The sequence below is a fragment of the Carboxydothermus hydrogenoformans Z-2901 genome (assembly GCF_000012865.1).
In the GTDB taxonomy this organism is placed as follows: Bacteria; Bacillota; Z-2901; order Carboxydothermales; family Carboxydothermaceae; genus Carboxydothermus; species Carboxydothermus hydrogenoformans.
Genome location: NC_007503.1, coordinates 1,709,857 through 1,728,840, shown reverse-complemented (window position 1 = coordinate 1,728,840; position 18,984 = coordinate 1,709,857). Strand labels below are relative to the sequence as shown.

The 18,984-nt window shown below is 44.3% G+C and carries 20 protein-coding genes; all 20 read left to right on the top strand.

What is annotated here, in order from left to right; translation table 11 throughout:
- Positions 1–5 precede the first annotated feature (5 nt).
- The 20 genes from aroA to CHY_RS08870 all read left to right on the top strand — a co-directional run bounded on the left by aroA (position 6) and on the right by CHY_RS08870 (position 18,977).
- Complete coding sequence (gene aroA / locus CHY_RS08965) at positions 6–1,292, top strand: 3-phosphoshikimate 1-carboxyvinyltransferase (RefSeq protein ID WP_011344820.1); 1,287 nt, start codon at positions 6–8, stop codon at positions 1,290–1,292.
- 4 nt (positions 1,293–1,296) lie between these two features.
- A complete protein-coding gene (cmk, locus tag CHY_RS08960) occupies positions 1,297–1,965 on the top strand; it encodes a (d)CMP kinase (RefSeq protein ID WP_011344819.1) in 669 nt (222 codons plus the stop codon).
- Positions 1,952–2,506, top strand: coding sequence for a lysophospholipid acyltransferase family protein (locus CHY_RS08955; protein ID WP_226986701.1), 555 nt, complete (start codon positions 1,952–1,954; stop codon positions 2,504–2,506). The genes cmk and CHY_RS08955 overlap by 14 nt, the downstream gene beginning before the upstream one ends.
- Positions 2,507–2,518: 12 nt before the next feature.
- Entirely contained in the window at positions 2,519–4,480 is a 1,962-nt protein-coding gene (locus CHY_RS08950; protein ID WP_011344817.1) for a bifunctional 4-hydroxy-3-methylbut-2-enyl diphosphate reductase/30S ribosomal protein S1, read from the top strand.
- 75 nt (positions 4,481–4,555) lie between these two features.
- A complete protein-coding gene (locus CHY_RS08945; RefSeq protein WP_011344816.1) occupies positions 4,556–5,299 on the top strand; it encodes a DUF1614 domain-containing protein in 744 nt (247 codons plus the stop codon).
- Positions 5,280–6,470 carry a stage II sporulation protein P gene (gene spoIIP, locus CHY_RS08940; protein WP_011344815.1) on the top strand — a complete coding sequence of 397 codons (1,191 nt, stop codon included), beginning with the start codon at positions 5,280–5,282 and terminating at the stop codon, positions 6,468–6,470. Before CHY_RS08945 ends, spoIIP begins: the two co-directional genes overlap by 20 nt.
- 58 nt (positions 6,471–6,528) lie before the next feature.
- On the top strand, positions 6,529–6,993 hold the full coding sequence (locus CHY_RS08935; protein ID WP_011344814.1) for a DUF3189 family protein: 465 nt from the start codon (positions 6,529–6,531) through the stop codon (positions 6,991–6,993).
- An 84-nt stretch (positions 6,994–7,077) separates the two neighbouring features.
- Positions 7,078–7,335: a hypothetical protein gene (locus CHY_RS08930; protein WP_041537736.1), complete on the top strand. Its 258-nt coding sequence runs from the start codon at positions 7,078–7,080 to the stop codon at positions 7,333–7,335.
- Positions 7,336–7,351: 16 nt separating this feature from the next.
- Entirely contained in the window at positions 7,352–8,647 is a 1,296-nt protein-coding gene (locus CHY_RS08925; protein WP_011344812.1) for a DUF512 domain-containing protein, read from the top strand.
- 5 nt (positions 8,648–8,652) lie between these two features.
- Positions 8,653–9,975, top strand: a complete 1,323-nt coding sequence (der, locus tag CHY_RS08920) for a ribosome biogenesis GTPase Der (protein ID WP_011344811.1) — start codon at positions 8,653–8,655, stop codon at positions 9,973–9,975.
- Positions 9,972–10,562: a glycerol-3-phosphate 1-O-acyltransferase PlsY gene (gene plsY / locus CHY_RS08915; protein ID WP_011344810.1), complete on the top strand. Its 591-nt coding sequence runs from the start codon at positions 9,972–9,974 to the stop codon at positions 10,560–10,562. Before der ends, plsY begins: the two co-directional genes overlap by 4 nt.
- A gap of 14 nt (positions 10,563–10,576) precedes the next feature.
- The gene (locus CHY_RS08910; protein WP_011344809.1) at positions 10,577–11,587 is read left to right on the top strand and encodes an NAD(P)H-dependent glycerol-3-phosphate dehydrogenase; all 1,011 of its coding nucleotides are present in this window, start codon (positions 10,577–10,579) and stop codon (positions 11,585–11,587) included.
- 108 nt (positions 11,588–11,695) lie between these two features.
- Entirely contained in the window at positions 11,696–13,174 is a 1,479-nt protein-coding gene (spoIVA, locus tag CHY_RS08905; RefSeq protein ID WP_011344808.1) for a stage IV sporulation protein A, read from the top strand.
- A 107-nt stretch (positions 13,175–13,281) separates the two neighbouring features.
- Positions 13,282–13,491 carry an AbrB/MazE/SpoVT family DNA-binding domain-containing protein gene (locus CHY_RS08900; RefSeq protein ID WP_011344807.1) on the top strand — a complete coding sequence of 70 codons (210 nt, stop codon included), beginning with the start codon at positions 13,282–13,284 and terminating at the stop codon, positions 13,489–13,491.
- Positions 13,488–13,859 carry a type II toxin-antitoxin system VapC family toxin gene (locus CHY_RS08895; RefSeq protein WP_011344806.1) on the top strand — a complete coding sequence of 124 codons (372 nt, stop codon included), beginning with the start codon at positions 13,488–13,490 and terminating at the stop codon, positions 13,857–13,859. The genes CHY_RS08900 and CHY_RS08895 overlap by 4 nt, the downstream gene beginning before the upstream one ends.
- Before the next feature lie 170 nt (positions 13,860–14,029).
- Positions 14,030–14,470 (top strand): ACT domain-containing protein, encoded by a 441-nt coding sequence (locus CHY_RS08890; protein ID WP_011344805.1) that lies wholly within the window; start codon positions 14,030–14,032, stop codon positions 14,468–14,470.
- A 26-nt stretch (positions 14,471–14,496) separates the two neighbouring features.
- The gene (locus CHY_RS08885; RefSeq protein WP_011344804.1) at positions 14,497–15,789 is read left to right on the top strand and encodes a homoserine dehydrogenase; all 1,293 of its coding nucleotides are present in this window, start codon (positions 14,497–14,499) and stop codon (positions 15,787–15,789) included.
- The gene (gene thrC / locus CHY_RS08880) at positions 15,790–16,839 is read left to right on the top strand and encodes a threonine synthase (protein WP_011344803.1); all 1,050 of its coding nucleotides are present in this window, start codon (positions 15,790–15,792) and stop codon (positions 16,837–16,839) included.
- 9 nt (positions 16,840–16,848) lie between these two features.
- On the top strand, positions 16,849–17,763 hold the full coding sequence (gene thrB / locus CHY_RS08875; protein ID WP_011344802.1) for a homoserine kinase: 915 nt from the start codon (positions 16,849–16,851) through the stop codon (positions 17,761–17,763).
- On the top strand, positions 17,757–18,977 hold the full coding sequence (locus tag CHY_RS08870) for an aspartate kinase (RefSeq protein ID WP_011344801.1): 1,221 nt from the start codon (positions 17,757–17,759) through the stop codon (positions 18,975–18,977). The genes thrB and CHY_RS08870 overlap by 7 nt, the downstream gene beginning before the upstream one ends.
- Positions 18,978–18,984: the final 7 nt, after the last annotated feature.

Here is an 18,984-nt window from a genome sequence, read left to right as displayed (position 1 = left end):
TTGGTATGAAAAAAATAACTGCTGCCAAAAAAGGTTTAAAAGGCCAGGTAACGGTGCCAGGGGATAAATCCATTTCCCACCGGGCATTAATTTTAGGAGCGTTAGCGGAAGGAATAACGGAAATCGAAAACTTTTTGGTCGCTCAGGATACTCTGGCCACTTTAAATTGTTTAGAAAAGTATGGAGTTAGAATTGAGCGCAGAGATACTTTTGTCAGAGTTTTTGGTACGGCACAAAACTTTTCCGAACCGCAGGATGTTCTTGATGCCCAGAATTCCGGAACCACGCTAAGGCTTTTATCCGGGGTTGCGGCTACTTTTCCTTTTGTTTCGGTTTTTACCGGAGATGCTTCCCTGCGGCGCCGCCCGATGAAGCGGGTCTTGGAGCCTTTAACGCAAATGGGAGCCAGGGTGTTGGCGCGGGGGCAGGGAGATTATGCGCCTTTTGCGATAAAGGGAGGAAAGCTTCGGGGGCAGGATTTTATCTTAAAAAAAGCCAGCGCCCAGGTGAAATCGGCGTTACTTCTGGCGGGACTTCGGGCCGAGGGGAATACTTCGGTCACCGAGCCGCAATTGTCCCGGGACCATACCGAAAGAATGCTGGTTGGTTTTGGGGCAAAAATAAAAAGGGAAGGACTTAGAGTAGAAATTTCCGGTGGACAGAAACTTTTAGGTCAGAAGGTGATTGTTCCCGGAGATTTTTCGACCGCTTCCTTTTTTATTGTGGCGGCTTTAATTGTTCCTGACAGTCATTTAATTATTAAAAATGTAGGTTTAAATCCTACCCGAACCGGTCTTTTAACGGTTTTAAAAGAAATGGGGGCAAATATTCAAATCCTGAATTTTCACGAAAATAGCGGTGAACCCGTAGGGGATTTAGAAGTTAAATACTCTCCTTTAAAAGCTGTTGAGGTTCCTCCGGAAATTGTTCCGGCCATGATTGATGAATTTCCGATTTTAGCGGTGGCTATGGCTTTAGCTTACGGCGAAAGCAAGGTACGGGGAGCCGAGGAGTTAAGAGTGAAGGAGTCGGACCGGATAAAAAGCATTGTTTCCGAGTTTAGCAAAATGGGTGTAGCGGTTAAAGAGCTTCCCGATGGCTTTATAATAAGCGGTGGCAATAAAATTCTGGGAACAACTGTTGATTCCCACCATGACCACCGGATAGCCATGAGCCTGGCGGTTTTAGGGTTAACTGCCGCAGGGACTACAGAAATCTTAAATGCTGATGCCGTTGCCATTTCTTATCCCGAGTTTTTTCAACAGTTGACAAAATTAACCGAAGGAGCGTAATCCAATGCGCATTGCCATTGACGGACCGGCAGGAGCAGGGAAAAGTACGGTAGCCAGAATCTTGGCCAAAAAGCTTAGCTTTACCTATTTGGATACGGGAGCTATGTACCGGGCAGTTACGGTGTTATTTTTGGAAAACAACCTTTCTTTGGAAGATGAAAACGGGATTAAGAGGCTACTGGAAAAGACAGATATAAAAATTATTCCCGGAGATGAGGGCCAGAAAATTCTTTTAAATGAAAGAGATGTAACGGAACTCATCCGGACTCCTCAAGTTTCCGAATTAGTGGCCAAAGTTTCGGCCCTGCCCGAGGTGCGGAAATATTTAACGGAACTTCAGAGGAAAATCATCGCCAAAGGTAATGTGGTAGCCGATGGGCGGGATATCGGTACCGTGGTGATGCCCGAGGCGGAAGTAAAAATCTTTTTAACCGCTTCGGCCGAGGAGCGGGCCCGGCGGCGCCACCGGGAACTTCTGGCCAAGGGGTATGAGGTAAGTTATGAAGAGGTTTTCCGGGAAGTGCTAAAGCGGGATGAGTTAGATACTACCCGGGAAATTTCGCCGTTAAGAAAGGCGGAAGATGCAATTTTAGTGGATACTACAGGACTTAAAATTGAAGAAGTGGTGGCAAAACTTTTAGAGATAATCGGGAGGAAAAATGATGTTTTATAGGTTTGCCCGTATGGTTGCCCGCTGGTTTATGATAATTTTTAAAGGGATGAAAGTTGAAGGACTGGAAAATGTACCGAAATCCGGGCCTTACTTGGTTGTTGCCAATCATGAAAGCTACTTTGATCCGGTGGCTATTGGCTGTGCTTTGCCCCATCAGGTGTATTTTATGGCGAAAAAAGAGCTGTTCGATATTCCGGGCTTTGGCCTGCTTTTAAAAAAGCTGGGGGCTTTTCCGGTTAAAAGAAATGAAGTGGATTTAACGGCAGTAAAAACGGCTTTAAAGTACTTAAAAGAGGGTAAAGTGGTGGGGATCTTTCCCGAAGGAACCCGGCTAAAAACTCTGGGAGAGTTTCACGAAGGGGCAGCGGCTTTAGCTTTAAAAGCTTCCGTGCCGATCTTACCGGTAGGCCTGAAAAATACCCGCGGATTTAAACGCTGCAAGGTTGTGATTGGGAAAATAATTAACGAGCTTCCATATGATAAAAACGAATTGGAGAAAGGGGCCAGGTTTTTACGGGAAAAAGTAAAAGAACTTTTGTAAGGAGCGTTTTGGATGGAAATCATAGTTGCGCAAAATGCCGGTTTTTGCTTTGGGGTTAAAAGAGCTATTGAAACGGCGCAAAAGGCTGCCGAGAATAACAATCCGGTTTATTCTCTGGGTCCGTTAATTCATAACCCTCAGGAAGTGGAGAGATTAAAAAAAGCGGGAATAATTCCCATCGAGGAAATTGAAGAGGGAAACGGCAAAACCATTATAATTCGTTCCCATGGTACCACTCCGGAAAAGCTACAGGAAATAGTTGATAGAGGTTACGTGGTGGAGGATGCCACCTGTCCTTTTGTCAAAAAAGCCCAAATTTTAGCTCAAAAACTTACCGATGAAGGTTATCAGGTGGTGGTGGTCGGAGATAAAAAACATCCCGAAGTGCAGGGAATAGTAGGCTGGAGTGGCTACAAAGCTCTGGTGGTGGAAAATCCCGAGGAAGCCGCCCGGCTACCTTTTTATCCTAAAATTGCGGTAATAGCCCAAACTACCCAAAAAAGCGAAAATTTTTGGCAGGTAGTTGAGGTGATAAAGAAAAAAGGCGGAGAGGTGAGACCGTTTAATACCATTTGTCACGCTACCCGAACCCGCCAGGAAGAAAGTCGCAAGCTGGCTACGGAAGTGGAAGTGATGTTGGTAGTTGGCGGGAAAAACAGTGCCAATACCAAAAAGCTGGCCCAAATTTGTGCCGCCACCAATACTCCAACTTACCTGATAGAAGAAGCTTCGGAAATAAAGCCGGAGTGGTTTGCCGGTAAAGCAAAAGTTGGGATAACTGCCGGAGCCTCTACTCCGGCCTGGATTATCGAGGAGGTTAGAAAAAAAGTGGAGCAGATGGCGTCAATGGAACAAGCTCTTTTGGAGATAAAACCGGTTAAAGAAGGGGAAATTGTTAGGGGAAAAGTGGTAAAGGTTTTGGAAAAGGAAGTATTAGTAGATATTGGAACCAAAGGGGAAGGGGTAATTCCTTTAGAGGAAATTACCTGGTACCGTATCGAGCGGGCCCGGGATGCGGTAAAGGAAGGGGATGAGTTTCCCGTTTTGGTTTTAAAAGAAGATGAGGAAGGGAAGATAATCTTATCCCGCAAAAAAGCCTTAGAAATATTGGCAGAAGAAAAACTTTTAGAATGGCAAAAAAATAAAGTACCGGTTACCGGTAAAATTGTGGAAGTGGTTAAAGGTGGAGTTTTGGTTGATATTGGAGTTAGAGCCTTTTTACCGGCTTCTTTAATAGCTTTAAATTATGTGGAAGATTTAGAAGCTTTAAAGGGGGAAGAAATAACCGCTTATGTCATTGAAGTGGATTTAGCCAAAAGGCGGGTAGTTTTGGACCGGAAAAGTTACTTAAAAGAGCAGGAAATAAAAACCAAAAAAGAAAAAATTGCCACGCTAAAAGAAGGGAGCAAAGTTAAAGGAAAGGTTACCAAAATCATGCCTTTTGGAGCTTTCGTTGACCTCGGAGGTTTTGAAGGATTACTGCGGGCGCAGGATATCAGCTGGCAGCGCAATGTCCGGCCGGAAGAGCACTTACAGGTGGGACAGGAACTGGAAGTGGTAGTTTTAGAAGTAGACCGGCACAACCTGAAAGTAAGCCTGGGGCTAAAGCAGCTAACTCCCGATCCCTGGCAAAAAATCCCCGATGAATTAAAAGAGGGTGCGGTTTTAGAAGGGACGGTAGTTAAGATTTTACGCCACGGATTAATCTTGGAGCTTTTCCCGGGTATTGAAGGCTATCTTCCGGCCCGGGAAACCGAGGCCGAAAATGAACCTTTAATGAAAAAATATCAGGTTGGACAGAAAATGGAGGTAAAAATTTTAACCTTAAAGCCGCTGGAAAAGAAGATGACCCTTTCCCAGAAAGAGGCTTTACGGGAAAAAGAAAAAGAGCAATACCAAAAAGAACTTGCGGAGGAAGAAAACCTGACCTTTAGCCTGGGGGAAATTTTAAGAGGAAAATTAAAGGATGTATAAAAACCGGCACTGGGGCTAACTCTATTAATGAGTTAGCCTTTTTATTTTGCAATTTAAGAGGGAGTGAGAAGCAGGATGTTTTCTCTGGGAACCATTTTACTGGTAATTTTAGTTGCCTTAATCTTTTTTGGACTTATGCACCGGGTATTAGACAGGATGAAGCTTACCGACCGGGAAGCACTGGTGTTAATTGGTTTAATGATTGTCGGAAGTTTTCTTGACTTAACCTTATTACGCGGACGGATAACCTTCTCCTTAAATTTAGGGGGCGGAATTGTTCCGTTGGTCATAGCCGGGTACTTACTTTACAAAGCGGGTTCCACCAAAGAATGGGTGCGGGCTTTAATAGGTTCGGTGGTGGCGGCAGTTGCGGTTTACTTTGTAACGGCAGTTTTAATGCGGGGAAATGTGGAGCCGGCGGGGCGCTTTGAAATCATTGACCCCTTATATGTTGCCCCAATTGTGGCGGCAGTGGTGGGATATATAGCGGGCCGGTCGCGGCGGGGAGCTTTTATAGCCGCAACGGTGGGCTTAATTTTAAACGATTTATTCCATCTCTTTTACCTCATAACCACCAATACGCCGGGAAGAGTAGATCTTGGTGGCGGTGGGGTGTTTGACGGAATCGTGGTGGCAGGGATTTTAGCGGTAATTTTGGCGGAAGTGGTGGGGGAAACCAGGGAAAGGCTTCAAGGGGGACCTGCTACGGAAAAGAGGGACCAAAAGCTTTTAGAAGGGTTAAAAAATCCTGAACCGGAGCTTACCAGTAGTTTAGGAATCACCGGGGAGGCGAAGGAAAATGAAAATAAGAACAATTAATTTTCTACCCCTGCTGGTAATTTTACTGATACTTCTATTCCCTCTACCGGTTTACGGAGAAAGGTATTTTACTTCCGAACTAAATAGTGAGCTTGCGGAACACAGTGGTAATTTTTACATTACCATTTATGATGAAAACGGTCGGGTTTTAGATAAAATGGCCCGAAAGGTAGCTATAGGGGATGAAATTATCACGGAAGATGACCGGCATTACAAGATAACCCGGGTGGACCATGAAAGGGCTTACGCCCGGTATCTGGGAGAAGACCAAATTTTGCTGGGTTATAAAGAATATTTTGAGCGGGTTGTGTTACCTGCCGGTGCTATGCCAAAGAAAAAAGGTATTGTGGCCATGTACCATACCCATAGCGATGAAGCTTATCAGCCCTCCGATGGAAAGGCAAATATTCCGGCCCGGGGTGGCATTTACAAGGTTGGTGCAGCCTTAGCCGATAAGCTCAGCAGGATGGGAGTAAAGGTAGCTTACGATCGAACTCCCCATGATCCCCACGATGCCAACGCTTACCACCGTTCCCGGCGAACGGCGGTGCGTTTAATGAAAAAACGGCCGATAGCAATTTTAGACGTTCACCGGGATGCTGTACCCGACCCGGATTTTTACGAGAAAAATATTCAGGGGCAAAAGGTAACCAAAATCCGTTTGGTGGTGGGCCGGCAAAATCCGCAAATGGCTGCGAATCTGGATTTTGCCCGGAAGATGAAAGCTTACGTTGATAAAACCCATCCAGGTTTGATTAAAGGTATCTATATAGGTAAGGGCAACTACAATCAGGATTTAATGCCTACCGCTCTTTTAATTGAAGTAGGAACTCACACCAACAAACGGTATGAAGCGGAAAAAGGAGTTCGCTTATTTGCCGATGCCGTTCCTAAAGTCCTGGGGGTTGCAACTTCAATGCCCGGAACCCAGGGTACAACTCAAGGAGTGCGAAGCGACGTAGCCAAATCTCCCGGTGCATGGCGAAACTTTTTTATCGTCCTTATAGCTGCTTTAATCTTAGGTGGTGCTTTCTTACTCATAAGTGCCGGAAGTATAAGTGGGGCCAAAGAGCGGCTTGGGAGTTTTATTTCCCGGGAGGTAACAAGCAGTATGTTACCCCGGCGGAAAGAAGGCAAAAAGGAAGAACAAAAGGATGAGGAAACAAAATAAGAAAAGGCGGGATGGAGGGAGCCCCTCTCCATCCCGTTCCGGTTAAAGGGGAGAGAAGATGAAAATAATTTACCACTGCTACGGTGGTGCCCATTCTTCGGTAATAATGGCGGCAATCCATTTGGGCCATTTGCCGATGGATCGCATACCGGATAATAAAGAAATTATGGAGATGCCCCTATACGAAAAACAGGAGCAGGAAGAACACGGTTCTTTTTTTTATTGCGGTCAGGATGAATTCGGTAATGAGGTGTACGTACTGGGGCGAAGATCGCTAAATTTGGTAGTGGAACCGGTTTTAAACTATCTTGCGGCAAAGTTTGGGGAAATGATTAAGGTGGTAAATGCCGTTAACCATGTAAATTTTCCGATGAAATTGGGCGGATTTCTTTCAAGACGGTTAAAGTTGGTTTTTATTGGAAGACCTCTGGTTCTCTGGGGTACGCGTAAAGCTTATGTTAAATTTACCGCAGAAGTAAAAAAAATTAAGGGGAGTTTCGATGCTAATAATACTTTGTCGTAGCACTTTAGTTTTAAAGGAGATTGGAAATTTTTTTTTAAATGCTCGCAGGATTTAAAACGAAATGTTTTGTATAAACTTGGAGAGTTGTTTGAAATTGAAGTTTTGGCCATATCAACCTTTGAAGATAGTCTTTTAAAAACCATCGTTGATAATTTTATAGAACTAATCGCTAAAAAAAATCAGGTATTGACCTTGGACTTAAATCCTTATTTTACGAAATTAGAGCTTTTTTACTGGCGTTTTAATCTTTGGGGCTTTCGGAAAAAAAAGCGAGACGATATTATTAAAATTATCTTGACAGAAATAAACCGGTTAAAAGATAATTTGAAAGAAAACATTTAAAGAAGTAGGGGATTTTATGGTCAAGATTGTAGAAGTAATACCCGAAAGCCTGGCTTATAAATTCGGTATCAATCCCGGAGACGAGCTTTTGGAAATAAACGGTCAAAAACTTTTGGATTATATTCAGTACAAGACTTTAACTTTAAAGAAAAGTTATACTTTAAAAATTAAAGAAAAAAACGGTAAAATTCGGAAAATTAAAGTTAAAAATTCCGGGCTTGAAGATTTGGGCCTTATCTTTGAAAGTTCGGTTTTTGATGGGATTCGCGAGTGTGAAAACCACTGCCTTTTTTGTTTTGTGCGCCAGTTGCCGCCCGGGATGCGGGAAAGCCTTTATGTTAGGGATGACGACTATCGCTTGTCATTCCTCCACGGAAACTATATCACCTTAACCAATTTAACCGATGCTGATTTTCAGCGGATAATTAAAGAACGGTTATCTCCCCTTTATATTTCGGTCCATGCCACAGATCCTAAGATTCGAGGCCTGCTTTTAGGAAATAAGAAAGCCGGGGATATTTTAGAAAAATTAGAGCTTCTTGCGCAAAACGGTATCGCTTTTCATCTGCAGTTGGTTTTGGTTCCCGGTATTAATGATGGGGAAGTTTTGGAAAAGAGCCTTACCGACTTAATAAAGTTTTTTCCGGCGGTTCAATCGATTGCTTTAGTACCGGTGGGATTAACCCGCTTTCGGAAAAATAAAAAGTTGCGCCGTTTTACAAAAGAGGAAGCTATCGCTGTAGTTGACCTTGCCCTGAAATACGGCCGCAGGTTAAAAAAAGAACTGGGAACAAGGCTAATTTATCCTTCCGATGAGTTTTTTCTTTTGGCGGAGAAAAAGATACCCGGCCGGGAATTTTACGAAGGATTTCCCCAATACGAAAATGGAGTGGGAATCGTCAGGGATTTTGTTGATAAGATGAAGCGGGTATTAAAAAGATTACCGGAAAAAGTAATACCGCAGAAGGTTGGACTTATAACCGGAATTTTAGGCGGGAAGATTTTAGCGCCTTTGGTGGAGCGTTTAAACGATATTCCGGGATTAAACATTACTTTACTTCCTCTGGAAAACGGCTTATTTGGGCCGGAGGTTACGGTAGCAGGACTTTTAACCGGGCACGATATTTTGCGGGAAGTTGAACCTAAGAGCTTTGATTATCTTGTAATTCCGGATATAATGGTAAAAGAAGGAGATAACCGGTTTTTAGACGATTTAACCGTTAATGAAGTAGCTTTAAAACTTAAAATGCCCGTATATCCGGTTTTAACGCCTCAGGAGCTATTAGCGGTAATTAAGCAGTTTGGGAGGTGAAAAAAATGAAGAAACCGGTAGTAGCAATTGTCGGCAGACCCAATGTGGGCAAATCTACTTTATTTAACCGCATTATCGGCGAAAGAATTGCTATTGTGGAAGATACCCCAGGTGTTACCCGGGATAGATTGTACAGTGAAGCGGAGTGGCAGGGAAAGGTTTTCGATTTAATAGACACCGGCGGCCTGGAGTTTTCCGAAGACCTTATCACTACCAAAGTGCGGGAGCAGATAGAAAAAGCCATTAATGAGGCGGATTTAATTTTATTTGTCTGTGACAGCCGTGAAGGCATTACCTCTACCGATGAAGCTGTTGCCAAAAACCTCAGAAAATCGGATAAGCCGGTGATTTTAGTAGCCAACAAAGTAGATGATTATTTAAATCCTCCCGCAAACTTTTACGACTTATACCGTTTGGGCTTGGGAGAGCCCTTTCCTGTTTCTGCTGCCAACGGTACAAACGTTGGTGACCTTCTGGACCTTGTTATTTCAAAACTAAATTTTCCCGAAGATTATGAAGATGAGAATCCGGTAGTAAAAATTGCCGTAGTGGGTAGACCCAATGTTGGTAAGTCTTCCTTGGTAAATGCCCTTTTAGGCGAAGAGCGGGTGGTAGTGTCGGACATTCCCGGAACTACCCGGGATGCCATAGATACTCCAATGTGGTATCAGGGAAAGCCGTATTTGTTAATAGATACCGCGGGCATGCGGCGGAAAAGCAGGATTGAGGAAGATTTGGAGAGGTACAGCGTTAACCGTTCGATAAAAGCCATCCGGCGAGCCGATGTAGCGCTTTTGGTAATATCCGCCGAAGAGGGGGTAACGGAACAGGATAAAAAAATTGCCGGACTTATTCACGAATACGGTCGGGGAGTTATTATAGTTGTAAATAAGTGGGATTTGATTGAAAAGGATGCCAAAACTGCCGATAGATACAAGGAACATATTTATTTTGAATTGGGATTTTTAAAATATGCCCCGGTAATTTTTGTTTCGGCCAAAACCGGCCAACGATTGAACAAATTAATGGAGCTTGTAGATAGAGTTTCTTTTGAACACCAAAAGCGGGTGGCTACAAGTATTTTAAATCAAGTACTCCGGGAGGCGGTGGTTTTAAATCCACCGCCGGCAGATCGGGGAAGACCGCTGAAAATTTACTATGCTACCCAGATTGAGACGAAGCCCCCAACTTTTGCTTTGTTTGTTAATGATGCGGAGCTCATGCATTTTTCTTATTTGCGATACCTGGAAAATGTCTTTAGACAAAATTTCGGTTTTGAAGGTACCACACTTAAGTTTGTTTTACGGGAGCGGGGGAGAACTACTTGATTATTTTAGCTGCTTTACTGGCCTATATTTTAGGTTCGGTACCCTTTGGTTATCTTACCTCAAAATATCTCTGGGGTGTCGATATAACTAAAAAAGGGAGCGGTAATATTGGTGCTACCAATGTTTACCGGAACCTCGGCCCTTATCCTGGAGCTATAACCGCTATTGGCGATGTGGGTAAAGGGATGTTGGCGGTTTATATCGGGTCCCTTTTAGCCGGTGAACGGGGGGCTCTGGTAGCATCGTTTTTTGTTGTAATTGGCCATGCTTACTCAATTTTTTTAAAGTTTCATGGGGGCAAGATTGTTGCTACTACTTTTGGGGTTTTAATTATGACCTCCATTAAAGTTACGGTTGTGGTTTTTTTTATTTGGCTTACGGTGATGCTTATTAGCCGTTACGTTTCCCTGGGCTCAATTGTTTGCGGGTTATCAATTCCACTAATTATGCTTTTATTTGGATTAGATTTGTCTTACATTTATTTGGGAATCTTTCTTGCGGTAATGATTTTTTACCGACACCGGGATAATATTAAGAGATTACGGTCCGGTACCGAAAATAAAATTGGTACCAGGAAAAATGGCTAACGGGTGAAGATGCCATGGGTAGTATTAAAGTTACTGTGCTGGGGGCCGGAAGCTGGGGGACGGCCCTTTCCAATCTTTTAGCCCAAAAAGGCGTAAATACGGTGCTCTGGGGACGGGATTCGGCGGTAATTGAAGAAATAAACAGGGAGCGGGAAAATAAAAGATATCTTCCAGGGGTAAAAATTTCTCAAGAACTAATTGCTACCGCTGACTTAGAATTTGCACTTAAAGATGCTAATTTTCTTGTCGCGGCGGTACCTTCCCAGGCGTTTCGAGACCTTTTACAAAAAATAAAACCCTATTTTAAACCTGAGCAGATTCTTGTCAATACTGCCAAAGGGATTGAAGAAGGAAGTCTTTTAAGAATGTCTGCGGTGTTTACCGAAGTGTTACCGGAATACCGCGACAACTATACGATTTTATCCGGTCCCAGCCACGCCGAAGAAGTCGGGCGGGGAATTCCGACGGCGATTGTAGTTTCCGGGTATTCTCCGGAAAAACTTTATAAAGTACAGGAGCTTTTTTCTACAGAATACTTCCGCGTTTATACCAACGATGATTTAACGGGAGTGGAACTGGGCGGAAGTTTAAAAAATATTATCGCCATTGCTTCGGGAATTTGTACCGGACTGGGTCTTGGAGATAATACCCGGGCGGCTTTGGTGACCAGGGGACTTATTGAAATTACCCGCCTGGGAATTAAGCTTGGAGCCAAAAAGGAAACGTTTATGGGTTTATCCGGTTTGGGGGACCTTTTTGTGACTGCGGGCAGCCGGCATAGTAGGAATTATAAGGCCGGGATTTTAATCGGGGAAGGCAAATCCCTTGAAGAAACCCAGAAAGAAATAAATATGGTGGTGGAAGGGATTAGAACAACCCGGGCGGCATATCAGTTAGCCCAACGGTTAGAAGTGGAGATGCCAATTACCGAGGCGTTATATAAGGTGCTGTTTGCCGGTTTGCCTCCCCGAGAAGGACTTTTTGGTTTAATGACGCGAGCTAAAAAAGAAGAATTAAATTTTTAAAAATAGTAATAAAACTTCCTTCGCCCCAATATATTTTAGCGAGGATATTAATAAAACCTATCTTGTCCTCAATAAGATTTAAATATACAGGGCGAAGGAGGTAGCGTAATGGAAAGGGTGGATTTATTTCGGGATATTGCCCAAAGAACTTCTGGCAATATATATATTAGCGCAGTTGGTCCGGTTCGGACGGGGAAATCTACCTTAATTAAAAAATTCATGGAACTTTTAATTTTACCCAACATTAAAAACGTTTACGACCGGGAAAGGGCCAAGGATGAGCTGCCCCAGAGCGGTGCCGGAAGAACGATTATGACCACCGAACCAAAATTCATTCCCAACGAAGCTATCGAAATTAATATCAACAGCAGTGTAAAAGCTAACGTTCGCTTGGTGGATGTGGTAGGTTATCCGGTTTTGGGAGCTTTGGGCTATGAGGAAGAAGACGGTCCGCGGATGGTTTTAACCCCCTGGTTTGATGAAGAAATTCCCTTCGCGGAAGCGGCGGAGATCGGAACGCGGAAAGTGATTACCGATCACTCTACTATGGCGTTTCTGGTAACTACCGATGGTTCTATTACCGATATCCCCCGGGAAAATTATCTGGCGGCGGAAGAACGGGTGGTAGAGGAGTTAAAGCAGTTAGAAAAGCCGTTTATTATAGTTTTAAACTCAACCCACCCCAATGCTCCGGAAACTAAAGCTTTGGCGGAAGAGTTGGAGCAAAAGTACGACGTTACGGTAGTGCCGGTTGATGTAGCGGAGATAGGCATAAATGACTTAAACGCCCTTTTAGAGAATCTCTTATATGAATTTCCGCTGGTCGATGTCAATTTTAACCTGCCGCAGTGGATTGAAGAGTTAGATGCAACCCACTGGTTAAAAGAAAAGTTTACGTCAGCGGTGCATGAAGCTTTAAAAAATGTGAAAAAAGTAAAAGATATCAACAACGCTGTGGCCAGACTTTCCGAAAACGAGTATGTGGATAACGTTGAATTAGAAAACCTTGATATGGGTACCGGGCAGGCAAGCATTAAAGTTGCCGCTAAGGAAGGTTTGTTCTACAGGGTCTTAGAGGAAGTATCCGGCTATGCCATAAGAGGCGAGCACGAATTACTGCGGCTCATGCGAGAATTAAGCTACGCTAAGAAGGAATACGATAAAGTGGCGATTGCCTTAAAAGAAGTAAAGGAAACCGGCTACGGGGTAGTCACTCCACGGCTGGAAGAAATGAACCTGGAAGAGCCGGAATTAATCCGCCAGGGTAACCGCTTTGGCGTAAGACTTCGGGCCAGTGCTCCGTCCATGCACATCATCAGGGCCGATATTACCACCGAGATTACTCCGATTATCGGTACCGAAAAGCAGTGCGAAGAGCTGGTCCAGTATATGTTAAAAGAGTTTGAAGAAAATCCCAAGAAAATCTGGGAGTCGGAAATTTTCGGTAAGTCCCTCCACGACTTAGTCCGGGAAGGTATTCAAAACAAGCTCCACCGGATGCCGGAAAATGCCCAGGTCAAACTTCAGGAGACCCTCCAGCGGATTGTCAACGATGGCGGCGGCGGTTTAATCTGTATCATTATTTAGCGAGAAACCCGCTCTTTAAAGGGAGCGGGTTTTTGTATTGACGGCTTTACTTTTTTGGTATACATTTATATTAACAATAGGGTTTAAGTATGAGGAGGTTTGTTTTGATGGCAGAAGTGATAGTTTCCAGTAAGTACCAAATAGTGCTTCCGGCTGAAATCCGTAAAACCCTTGGAATAAAGAAAGGACAGCGCTTACATGTCCTTGTGGAAAATGGAAGTATACGTTTAATTCCAAGCCGTCCGCTTTCTGAAATGCGTGGTTTCTTACGGGGTATGGATACAAATATTGAGCGGGATGAGGAGGAACGGTTTTGATTCTTATAGATTCGTGTGGGTGGCTTGAATTCCTTGCTGATGGTCCGCTGGCAGAAGATTTCGCTCCTTATTTTAAAAAACCGGAGGAGATACTTACACCTGCAATTGTAATTTATGAAGTAACAAAAAAGATTTGGCAAGAACAGGGAAAAGAGAAAGCTTTACTTATTGCCGCTCAAATGCAGCAAACAAAAATAGTTCCTTTAGATATCAACCTGGCTCTGGGAGCTGCTGAGGTAGCTATTCGTTATGGCTTACCTATGGCTGATGCTATTATTTATGCTACTGGCTCAGCTTTTGGTTGTCGGGTGGTGACTTCTGACCAGCATTTTAAAGATTTACCGGGAGTAATTTATTTTGCCAAGTAGGATTTTTTATGATATTACGGTAAGTGATTACAACTTGCTTTAATTTAAAGCAGGTTGTTTTTTTATGCGTAAATTTACCAAAACATCTTGTCAAACGGGGAAAACAATGTTATAATGTCTACCAATTACGGATAAAAATCCACCCTACAAGGACATAGAGGGGTAGGAAGATGAAAAAAACCAAATTTTTACTGGTGGCTGTGGACATTCTTCCGGAAGCCATCCGGAAAACCGCCGAGGTCAAGGAGTTACTTAGCAAAAGGCCGGAGCTTACGGTCAATGAGGCGGTGGAAAAGGTGGGGATTTCCCGGAGCGCTTTTTATAAGTATAAAGACGGGGTTTTTCCCTTTTACCATAAAGCTTCGGGAAAAATTATTACTTTGGCGTTAAACTTGGAACACCGGGCCGGGGTTCTATCTAAAGTTTTGAACTTTATCGCCCAGTACCAGGGAAACGTTTTAACAATTAATCAAAACCTGCCCTTGGGAGGAATTGCCAATGTAACCATCAGCATAGAAACCGAAGAAATGAAGGTGAGTATAGAGGAGCTTTTAGAAGCGTTAAGCCAAATGGATGGAGTAAGCAAAGTGGAGTTAGTAGGCCAGAGTTAAAAACAAAAAAACAAGGGGGAGAGGAAATGGCAGCGGTCAAAATTGGACTTCTGGGTTTTGGTACGGTGGGGCGGGGAGTTTATAAAGTTTTAAACTCCCACCGGGAAAAAATTTATAACACCTTGGGCGTAGAAGTGGAAATTGCCAAGGTATTGGTCAGAAATCTCGAAAAGTATCAAAAAACTTACCCCGAGCTTTCAAATTTATTTACCGAAAACCCCCGGGAGGTAATTGATGATCCGGAAATAAAAATTGTGGTAGAAGTGATGGGCGGGATTAAACCGGCTCTGGATTACGTTTTACAGGCAATGCAAAACGGCAAAAGTGTAATAACCGCCAATAAAGACATGGTTGCCGAACATGGCCGGGAGCTTTTTGCCACGCATGAAGAACAGGGAGTAGACTTTTTATTTGAGGCCAGTGTGGCCGGGGGAATCCCCATTATTAGAACCTTAAAGGAAAGCCTTGCGGGAAACAATTTTAAAGAAGTTATCGGAATCATTAACGGAACCACAAATTATATGCTTACCAAAATGTCATTATACGGTGCTCCCTATGAAGAGGTGCTAAAAGAAGCTCAGGAAAAAGGCTATGCCGAAGCGGACCCAACTTCCGATGTGGAAGGGTTTGATGCGGCAAGAAAGCTTGCCATCTTAGCCTCCATAGCGTTTAACTCCCGGGTGACTTTTAAAGATGTGTATGCCGAAGGGATTACCCGGATTACTCCCATTGACATTCAGTACGCCCGGGAGCTGGGTGGAGTTATAAAATTGCTGGGGATTGCCAAAGAAGATGAGGAAGGGATTGAGGTAAGGGTACATCCTACCATTATTCCCCAGAGCCATCCTTTAGCGGCGGTTAATGATGTTTTTAACGCCATTTTTGTGGAAGGGGATGCGGTGGGACCTCTGATGTTTTACGGCCGGGGAGCGGGAGAGTTCCCTACTGCCAGTGCTGTGGTTGGGGATATTATTGAGGCGGTAAAAAATATTAGCCACCACGATACCGGACGAATTGGGTGTACCTGTTACCTGGAAAAGCCGGTAAAACCTATCGGGGAAATTAGCACCAAGTATTATATTAGACTTGTGGTGGAAGATAAACCCGGGGTTTTGGCTTCGGTTGCCCAGGTGTTTGGTAATCAGGGGGTTAGCATTGCTTCGGTTATTCAAAAACGCTCCATCGAAGATTTAGCAGAGCTGGTGGTTATGACCCACCGGGTAAAAGAGCGGCATATCAGAGATGCGGTTTCCATCTTAAAAGGGATGTCCACGGTGCGAGAAATTGCCAACGTAATAAGAGCTGAGGGGGATTTCTAAATGCGCTGGGAAGGAGTAATTAAAGCTTACCGGGAGTATTTGCCAGTTACCGAAAAAACTCCCCTTTTAACTTTAAATGAGGGTAATACGCCGTTAATTTACGCACCTTATCTTTCCCAAAGGGTAGGGGCTAAGGTTTATCTTAAATTTGAAGGGGCAAATCCTACCGGCTCTTTTAAAGACCGGGGAATGGTGGTGGCGGTTGCCAAAGCCATGGAAGAGGGAGCCCGGGCGGTAATTTGTGCTTCCACCGGCAATACCTCGGCGGCAGCGGCGGCTTATGCGGCCAAAGCAGGGTTAAAGTGTGTGGTTTTGATACCCGAAGGAAATATCGCTTTGGGGAAGTTAGCCCAGGCGTTGTTTTACGGAGCAAAAGTAATTGCCATTAAAGGAAATTTTGATGAAGCCTTAAAATTGGTGCGGGAAATTGGGAAAAATCATCCGATTGCTATAGTTAATTCGATAAATCCCTACCGAATTGAAGGCCAGAAGACAGCAGCCTTTGAAATTTGCGATGTTCTGGGGGATGCGCCGGACTACTTATTTATTCCGGTGGGTAATGCCGGCAATATTACCGCATACTGGCGGGGGTTTAAACAGTATTATGAGCTGGGTAAAACTAAAAAACTTCCTAAAATGATGGGGTTTGAAGCGGAAGGTGCGGCGGCCATTGTTAAGGGGGAGCCGATTCCCAATCCCGAGACAATAGCTACTGCCATTAGAATAGGCAATCCGGCAAGCTGGCAGGGAGCGGTGGCGGCGGCCAATGAATCGGGAGGAAAAATTTCTTATGTAACCGATGAAGAAATTATCGAAGCTTACCGGCTTTTGGCAAGAAAAGAAGGTATTATGGCCGAGCCAGCGTCGGCGGCCAGCGTGGCGGGATTGTTAAAATACCGCCGGGAGCACGAGTTTAACCAGGACGATGTGGTGGTCTTGGTTTTAACCGGTCACGGGTTAAAGGACCCGGACAATGCTTTAAAACAAAATGCCAATCAGCCGGCAGTGGTGGAGCCGGATTATAACGAAGTTTTAAAAATTATCTTATAAGGTGTGGTTATGGTTTGCGTACTTATTCCAGCAACTTCGGCAAATTTGGGTCCTGGCTTTGATGCGGTGGGGATGGCTCTTTCCTTTTACAATGAAGTAAGCCTTGGGCCATCGCCAAAGGAACTGGAAATAGAAGTTTTTGGCGATGGGGCTGAATTAATTTCCAGGGATAAAAATAATCTTGTTTACGTTGCTATAACTAAAATATTTGAGAGGTTAGGAAAAACGCCCCGAAACTTAAAGTTAACCCTGAAAAATCGCGTACCGTTAGCCCGGGGGCTTGGCAGCAGTGCTGCTGCTATTGTTGGTGGTCTGGTTGCAGCGAACGCTTACCTGGGAAATCCGCTGCCGAAGGATGAACTTTTACGCCTGGCTACCGAGTTAGAAGGCCATCCCGATAATGTAGCACCGGCTCTTCTCGGGGGTGTGGTGGTTTCCGGGTTCGACCGGGATAAGGTAAAATACCTGAAACTTCCCGTTCCCGAGGTAGAGGTAGTGGTTGCTATACCCAAGTTTCAGTTAAAAACTGCCGATTCCCGGCAGATACTGCCGGCGGAAATTCCCTTTTCCCAAGCGGTGCTAAATGTTAATCGGGTTTCCTTTTTAATTGCTGCTTTTTGCTTAAAAAAGTATGAATATTTACAAATAGGTATGGAAGATTATTTGCATCAACCCTACCGCAGTCAACTGATACCTGGCTTTTATCAGGTAGTAGAGGAAGCTAAAAAAGCCGGAGCTTACGGAGTAGCTTTAAGCGGAAGCGGGCCTACGGTAATTGCTCTGGCCAGAGAGGGTAAGGCGGTAGGCAGAGCGATTGAAGAAACGTTTTTAAATTTTGGTGTGGAAGCTGAAATTATCTATACCCGTCCGGAAGAGCGGGGAGCTATTGATTTAATAAATTACAAGGGGGAAGGAGATTGTTAGTAGTTCAGAAATACGGCGGCAGTTCCGTGGCAAATCCTGAAAGAATAAAAAATGTGGCGCGAAGGGTTGCCGAATACTATCGGGCAGGGCACCGGGTGGCGGTGGTGGTTTCTGCCATGGGGGATACCACCGACGAACTTTTAGATCTTATGGGAGAAATAAGTCCAAACCCTCCGGCCCGGGAAATCGATATGCTTTTATCTACGGGGGAACAGGTTTCCGTTGCTCTCTTGGCTATGGCTTTACACGAACTGGGGGTACCCGCCCGGTCTTTTACCGGGTTGCAGGCCGGTATTTATACCGATGAAGTACACACCAAAGCGCGGATTACCGAAATTAAACCGGAAAGGGTTATCGCTTGTTTAAATTCCGGTAAGGTAGCTGTGGTGGCCGGCTTTCAGGGAGTAAATCGAGAGGGCGATATTACCACCCTCGGCCGTGGAGGAAGCGACACCACGGCGGTGGCGCTGGCGGCGGCCCTGAAGGCCGATATTTGCGAGATTTATACCGACGTGGACGGGGTTTATACGGCAGATCCCCGGATCGTGCCCGATGCCCGGAAAATTAAAGAGATATCCTACGAGGAAATGTTAGAACTGGCAAGTTTAGGGGCGGTGGTTTTGCAACCCCGCTCGGTCGATTTTGCCCGGAATTATAAAGTTGAAGTCCATGTAAGGTCAAGCTTTAATTATAACGAAGGTACGGTTTTAAAGGAGGAAAGAGATTTGGAGAAAAAGGGTGTTGTTACGGGAGTTGCCCATGATAAAAATGTGGTTAAAATCGGGGTTTTTGGTGTTCCCGATCAGCCCGGGGTGGCATATCGCTTGTTTTCCGAATTGGCTGCCCATAACATTAACGTTGATATGATTATCCAGAGTGCAGGAAAAGAAGAAGGACAAAACGATATATCTTTTACTATAGGAAAAAATGACCTGGCAAAAACTGTGGAAATTTTGGAAGATGTAGTCAAAAAGCTTTCCGCCAGAGGGTATACTTATGATGAAAAGGTGGCCAAGGTGTCGATTGTTGGCGCTGGTATGGTTACCTATCCCGGGGTAGCGGCTAAGATGTTTGAAGCCCTTTATGAAGAAAATATCAATATTCAGATGATCAGCACTTCCGAAATAAAGGTTTCCTGCATTATTGCGGAAGATGCGGTGGAAAGAGCGGTAAATGCCATCCATAAAAAATTTGAACTCGGTAATGGGGTATAAGTTAAAA

Bases quoted from the DNA above. Each gene is read 5' to 3' on its own strand.
- thrC (WP_011344803.1), top strand. From the start codon at position 15,790: ATGCGCTGGGAAGGAGTAATTAAAGCTTACCGGGAGTATTTGCCAGTT.
- thrB (WP_011344802.1), top strand. From the start codon at position 16,849: ATGGTTTGCGTACTTATTCCAGCAACTTCGGCAAATTTGGGTCCTGGC.
- CHY_RS08925 (WP_011344812.1), top strand. From the start codon at position 7,352: ATGGTCAAGATTGTAGAAGTAATACCCGAAAGCCTGGCTTATAAATTC.
- CHY_RS08945 (WP_011344816.1), top strand. From the start codon at position 4,556: ATGTTTTCTCTGGGAACCATTTTACTGGTAATTTTAGTTGCCTTAATC.
- der (WP_011344811.1), top strand. From the start codon at position 8,653: ATGAAGAAACCGGTAGTAGCAATTGTCGGCAGACCCAATGTGGGCAAA.
- CHY_RS08935 (WP_011344814.1), top strand. From the start codon at position 6,529: ATGAAAATAATTTACCACTGCTACGGTGGTGCCCATTCTTCGGTAATA.
- spoIVA (WP_011344808.1), top strand. From the start codon at position 11,696: ATGGAAAGGGTGGATTTATTTCGGGATATTGCCCAAAGAACTTCTGGC.
- CHY_RS08910 (WP_011344809.1), top strand. From the start codon at position 10,577: ATGGGTAGTATTAAAGTTACTGTGCTGGGGGCCGGAAGCTGGGGGACG.
- aroA (WP_011344820.1), top strand. From the start codon at position 6: ATGAAAAAAATAACTGCTGCCAAAAAAGGTTTAAAAGGCCAGGTAACG.
- cmk (WP_011344819.1), top strand. From the start codon at position 1,297: ATGCGCATTGCCATTGACGGACCGGCAGGAGCAGGGAAAAGTACGGTA.
- CHY_RS08900 (WP_011344807.1), top strand. From the start codon at position 13,282: ATGGCAGAAGTGATAGTTTCCAGTAAGTACCAAATAGTGCTTCCGGCT.
- spoIIP (WP_011344815.1), top strand. From the start codon at position 5,280: ATGAAAATAAGAACAATTAATTTTCTACCCCTGCTGGTAATTTTACTG.
- CHY_RS08950 (WP_011344817.1), top strand. From the start codon at position 2,519: ATGGAAATCATAGTTGCGCAAAATGCCGGTTTTTGCTTTGGGGTTAAA.
- CHY_RS08890 (WP_011344805.1), top strand. From the start codon at position 14,030: ATGAAAAAAACCAAATTTTTACTGGTGGCTGTGGACATTCTTCCGGAA.
- CHY_RS08885 (WP_011344804.1), top strand. From the start codon at position 14,497: ATGGCAGCGGTCAAAATTGGACTTCTGGGTTTTGGTACGGTGGGGCGG.
- CHY_RS08955 (WP_226986701.1), top strand. From the start codon at position 1,952: ATGATGTTTTATAGGTTTGCCCGTATGGTTGCCCGCTGGTTTATGATA.